Annotated in this window: 5 protein-coding genes; all 5 read right to left on the bottom strand. The window is 71.1% G+C overall.

All coding sequences use genetic code 11. The features are described from left to right. Positions 1-95: 95 nt before the first annotated feature. Positions 96-431 carry a Grx4 family monothiol glutaredoxin gene (grxD, locus tag B8460_RS13740; RefSeq protein WP_048862177.1) on the bottom strand — a complete coding sequence of 112 codons (336 nt, stop codon included), beginning with the start codon at positions 429-431 and terminating at the stop codon, positions 96-98. A gap of 44 nt (positions 432-475) precedes the next feature. Continuing rightward, complete coding sequence (locus B8460_RS13735) at positions 476-709, bottom strand: BolA family protein (protein WP_048862176.1); 234 nt, start codon at positions 707-709, stop codon at positions 476-478. Between the two features lie 17 nt (positions 710-726). After that, positions 727-2,943 carry a phosphoribosylformylglycinamidine synthase subunit PurL gene (purL, locus tag B8460_RS13730; protein WP_048862175.1) on the bottom strand — a complete coding sequence of 739 codons (2,217 nt, stop codon included), beginning with the start codon at positions 2,941-2,943 and terminating at the stop codon, positions 727-729. Beyond that, on the bottom strand, positions 2,936-3,628 hold the full coding sequence (purQ, locus tag B8460_RS13725; RefSeq protein ID WP_048862174.1) for a phosphoribosylformylglycinamidine synthase subunit PurQ: 693 nt from the start codon (positions 3,626-3,628) through the stop codon (positions 2,936-2,938). The genes purL and purQ overlap by 8 nt, the downstream gene beginning before the upstream one ends. Continuing rightward, positions 3,625-3,975: Rap1a/Tai family immunity protein (locus B8460_RS22040; RefSeq protein WP_048862173.1), on the bottom strand; the 351-nt coding region annotated here is incomplete at its 5' end. The genes purQ and B8460_RS22040, both read right to left, overlap by 4 nt.

The following is a 3,975-nucleotide window of genomic DNA, read 5'->3' as shown; positions in this document are numbered from 1 at the left end:
GTCGCGACATAGGCGGCGACGTCATGGGCCGGGGTGACGATTCCGACGCGCAACGCCGCCCCCGGATGTGGGTCGCGGGGCGGCCGGCGATGACCTCAGGCGGCGGCTTCGGCGGCGCCCTTGCCCTTCAGCATCGTCTCCAGCTCGCCCGACTGGAACATCTCGGTGACGATGTCGCAGCCGCCGACGAACTCGCCGTTGACGTAGAGCTGCGGGATGGTCGGCCACTGGCTGAACTGCTTGACACCCTCGCGCAGCTCCATGTCCTCGAGCACGTTGGCGGAGTGGAACGGCACGCCGACATGGTTGAGGATCTGCACCACGCGGGCCGAGAAGCCGCACTGCGGAAAGTTCGGCGTGCCCTTCATGTAGAGCATGACCGGGTGCTGGGCGATGTCGGCCTGGATGCGGTCGTGGGTCGGGTTGGACATGCGGTATCTCCTGCGCGGATCGGTCGCGGAACGGCGTTGAGGGGTCAGTCGGGGGCGGATGTCTGCAGCGCGAGGGCGTGCAGTTCGCCCCCCATCCGGCCGCTGAGCGCCGCGTAGACAAGCTGATGCTGACGGACGCGGGGCAGTCCGCGGAACTGTTCGCTGACGACGGTCGCCGCGTAATGATCGCCGTCGCCGGCGAGGTCCTCGACCGTCACCCGCGCGTCCGGCAGGGCGGACTTGATGAGAACCTCGATTTCGTTCGCCGACATCGGCATACGGCGTCACATCCCCATCACGACCGGCCCATCAGGTCCGGGAAAAAGCTTTCATAGGCGGTCCGTAAGGCATTCATGGATATGGTGCCCCGGTCGGGCAGTGTCAAATCCCTCCCGCCGCTGATGCCGATCCGCATGGCAGGCACGCCCGCCGCCTCCGCCAGCCGCACCATCTCCGCCCCGTCGCCGACCGCCAGCAGATACCGCCCCTGATCCTCGCCGAACCAGAAGGCGTGGTTGGGGATTTCGCGCGGGCCGGCATTGAGGCGGACGCCGACGCCGCCGGCGAGCGCCATCTCGGCCACCGCCACCAGCAGCCCGCCGTCGGACAGGTCGTGGCAGGCGCGCACGACGCCGGCCGTGATCTGCGCGCGGACGAAGTCGCCGTGCTTGCGTTCGGCGTCGAGATCGACCGGCGGCGGCGCCCCGTCCTCGCGTCCCCCGATCTCGCGCAGCCACAGCGACTGTCCGAGCCAGCCCTTGGTGGTGCCGATGAGCACGAGGTCGAGCCAGGGCCGGAGCGCGATGCCGACGCTGCGCGCCGCGTCGTCGATCACGCCGAGGCCGCCGATCGCGGGCGTGGGCAGGATCGCCCGTCCGTCCGTCTCGTTGTAGAGCGAGACGTTGCCGGAGACGACGGGAAAGTCGAGCGCGCGGCAGGCGGCGGACATGCCGCGTATCGCCGCGGCGAACTGGCCCATGACCTCGGGCTTTTCCGGGTTGCCGAAGTTCATGTTGTCGGTGATCGCGAGCGGGCGGGCGCCGGTCGCGATGAGGTTGCGCCACGCCTCGGCCACCGCCTGCGCGCCGCCCGCCTCGGCGTCGGCGGCGCAGTAGCGGGGGGTGCAGTCGGTGGTCAGCGCCAGCGCCCGCGTCGTGCCCTCGATGCGCACCACGGCGGCGTCGGCGGCGCCGGGGCGGCGGATGGTCTGCGCGCCCACGGTCGAGTCGTACTGGTTGTAGATCCACGCCCGGCTGGCGAGGTCGGGGCAGCCGATCAGGCGCAGCAGCCCGCCGGCGAGGCCGTAGCGGTCCTCCACCTTGGCCGGCTCGATATAGGGCAGCTTCGGCGTGGTCGCGGTCGGGCGCTCGTACAGCGGCGCCTGGTCGGCGAGGGGGCCGAGGGGGATGTCCGCCTCGGTCGCGCCGTGATGGCGGACGACGATGCGGCCGGTATTGGTCAGCCGGCCGATGACGGCGAAATCCAGCTCCCACTTGGCGAAGATCTGGCGGGCGAGTTCGGCGCGGTCGGGGCGCAGGACCATGAGCATCCGCTCCTGGCTCTCCGACAGCATCATCTCGTAGGCGCTCATGCCCGCCTCGCGCTGCGGCACGGCGTCGAGGTCGAGTTCGATGCCGACGCCGCCGCGCCCCGCCATCTCGACCGAGGAGGAGGTCAGGCCGGCCGCGCCCATGTCCTGGATCGCGATGATGGCGTCCGTCGCCATCAGTTCCAGGCACGCCTCGATCAGCAGTTTCTCGGTGAACGGGTCGCCCACCTGCACCGTCGGGCGGCGCGCCTCCACGTCGCCGGAGAACTCGGCGCTCGCCATGGTGGCGCCGTGGATGCCGTCGATGCCGGTCTTCGAGCCGACATAGACGACGGGGTTGCCCACGCCGGCGGCGGCCGACAGGAAGATGCGGTCGCGCTTGGCGATGCCCACGGTCATGGCGTTGACCAGCGGGTTGCGGTTGTAGGCGCGGTGGAAATTGACCTCCCCGCCCACGGTCGGCACGCCGACGCAGTTGCCATAGCCGCCGATGCCGCGCACCACGCCGTCGATGACGCGGCGGGTGACGGGATCGGACGGATCGCCGAAGCGCAGCGCGTTGAGGTTGGCGACCGGGCGCGCGCCCATGGTGAACACGTCGCGCAGGATGCCGCCCACGCCCGTCGCCGCGCCCTGGTACGGCTCGATGAAGGACGGGTGGTTGTGGCTCTCCATCTTGAAGACGGCCGCGAGCCCGTCGCCGATATCGACGACGCCCGCGTTCTCGCCCGGGCCGTGGATCACCCACGGCGCCTTGGTCGGCAGCTGCTTCAGCCAGACGCGCGAGGACTTATAGGAGCAGTGCTCCGACCACATGACGGAGAAGATGCCGAGCTCGGTCAGGGTCGGCGTGCGCCCCATGATGCCGAGCACCCGCAGCCACTCCTCGGCGCTGAGGCCGAACTCGCGGGCGAGGGCTTCGTCGGGGACGCGGGCGGGACGGGGGCTGGCTTCGTCAGGCATAGGATGCTGCGAACAGGCTTTCAAACAAAGCGAGACCGTCGGTGCCGCCGGTGAGGGGGTCGATGTGATTCTCGGGATGTGGCATCAGGCCGAGGACTCGGCGGTTGCGGCTGAGGATGCCGGCGATGGCGCGGGCGCTGCCGTTCGGGTTGGCCGCCTCGCTGACGTCGCCGGCGGCGTCGCAGTAGCGGAAGGCGACGAGCCCGTCGCCCTCCAGCCGGTCGAGCGTCGCCGCATCGGCATAGTAGTTGCCGTCGCCATGCGCCATGACGACGCGCAGCACCTGCCCGGCGCGGTAGCGGTGCGTGTAGTCGGTGTCGTTGCGTTCGACACGGATGGTCGCGTCGGCGGCGATGAAGCGCAGCGTCGCGTTGCGCAGCAGCGCGCCCGGCAGCAGCCCGGCCTCGGTCAGCACCTGGAACCCGTTGCAGACGCCGAGCACGTGGCCGCCGCGCTGCGCGTGCGCGCGCACAGCGCCCATCACCGGCGACTGCGCCGCCATGGCGCCGCAGCGCAGATAGTCGCCATACGAGAACCCGCCCGGCAGCACGATCAGGTCGAGCCCGTCGAGATCCGTCTCGGTGTGCCAGATCACGCGCGGCGCGCGGCCGGCGGCGCGTTCGAGCGCGAGCGCCATGTCGCGCTCGCGGTTGATGCCGGGGAAGAGGACGATGCCGGCCTTCACCGGCGCCGTTCCGGCTTATCGGCCGGCCGCTCCGGCGCCTCCGCCCCGGTGCAGGGGAAGAAGCGCACCACCGACTGCGCGATCGCCGTGGGCGCCGGCCCGTCGTCATGCGTGTCGATATAGGCGAGCACCACGGCGGTCAGGTTGTCCGGGTCGAGATCGGCCGGCGGGCAGACGCCGCGCACCGGGGTCTGGGCGAATTGCAGGTCATAGACGCCGGTGACGTAGCCGACGCAGGCGGCGTGTTTCGCCGCGTCCGTCGAGTGGCAGCGGGCGCCGAGTTCCTTGGCGGTGGTCGCGTGCCATCCGCCGGCCGCCTGCGCCGCGGCGGGCGGGGCGGCCAGGGC

Origin of the sequence: Acidisphaera rubrifaciens HS-AP3 (assembly GCF_000964365.1) — a bacterium.
In the GTDB taxonomy this organism is placed as follows: domain Bacteria; phylum Pseudomonadota; class Alphaproteobacteria; order Acetobacterales; family Acetobacteraceae; genus Acidisphaera; species Acidisphaera rubrifaciens.
Note: the sequence above shows the minus strand (reverse complement) of the source record. Positions and strands in the feature narration are given on the sequence as shown.

Bases quoted from the DNA above. Each gene is read 5' to 3' on its own strand.
- grxD (WP_048862177.1), bottom strand. From the start codon at position 431: ATGTCCAACCCGACCCACGACCGCATCCAGGCCGACATCGCCCAGCAC.
- B8460_RS13735 (WP_048862176.1), bottom strand. From the start codon at position 709: ATGCCGATGTCGGCGAACGAAATCGAGGTTCTCATCAAGTCCGCCCTG.
- purL (WP_048862175.1), bottom strand. From the start codon at position 2,943: ATGCCTGACGAAGCCAGCCCCCGTCCCGCCCGCGTCCCCGACGAAGCC.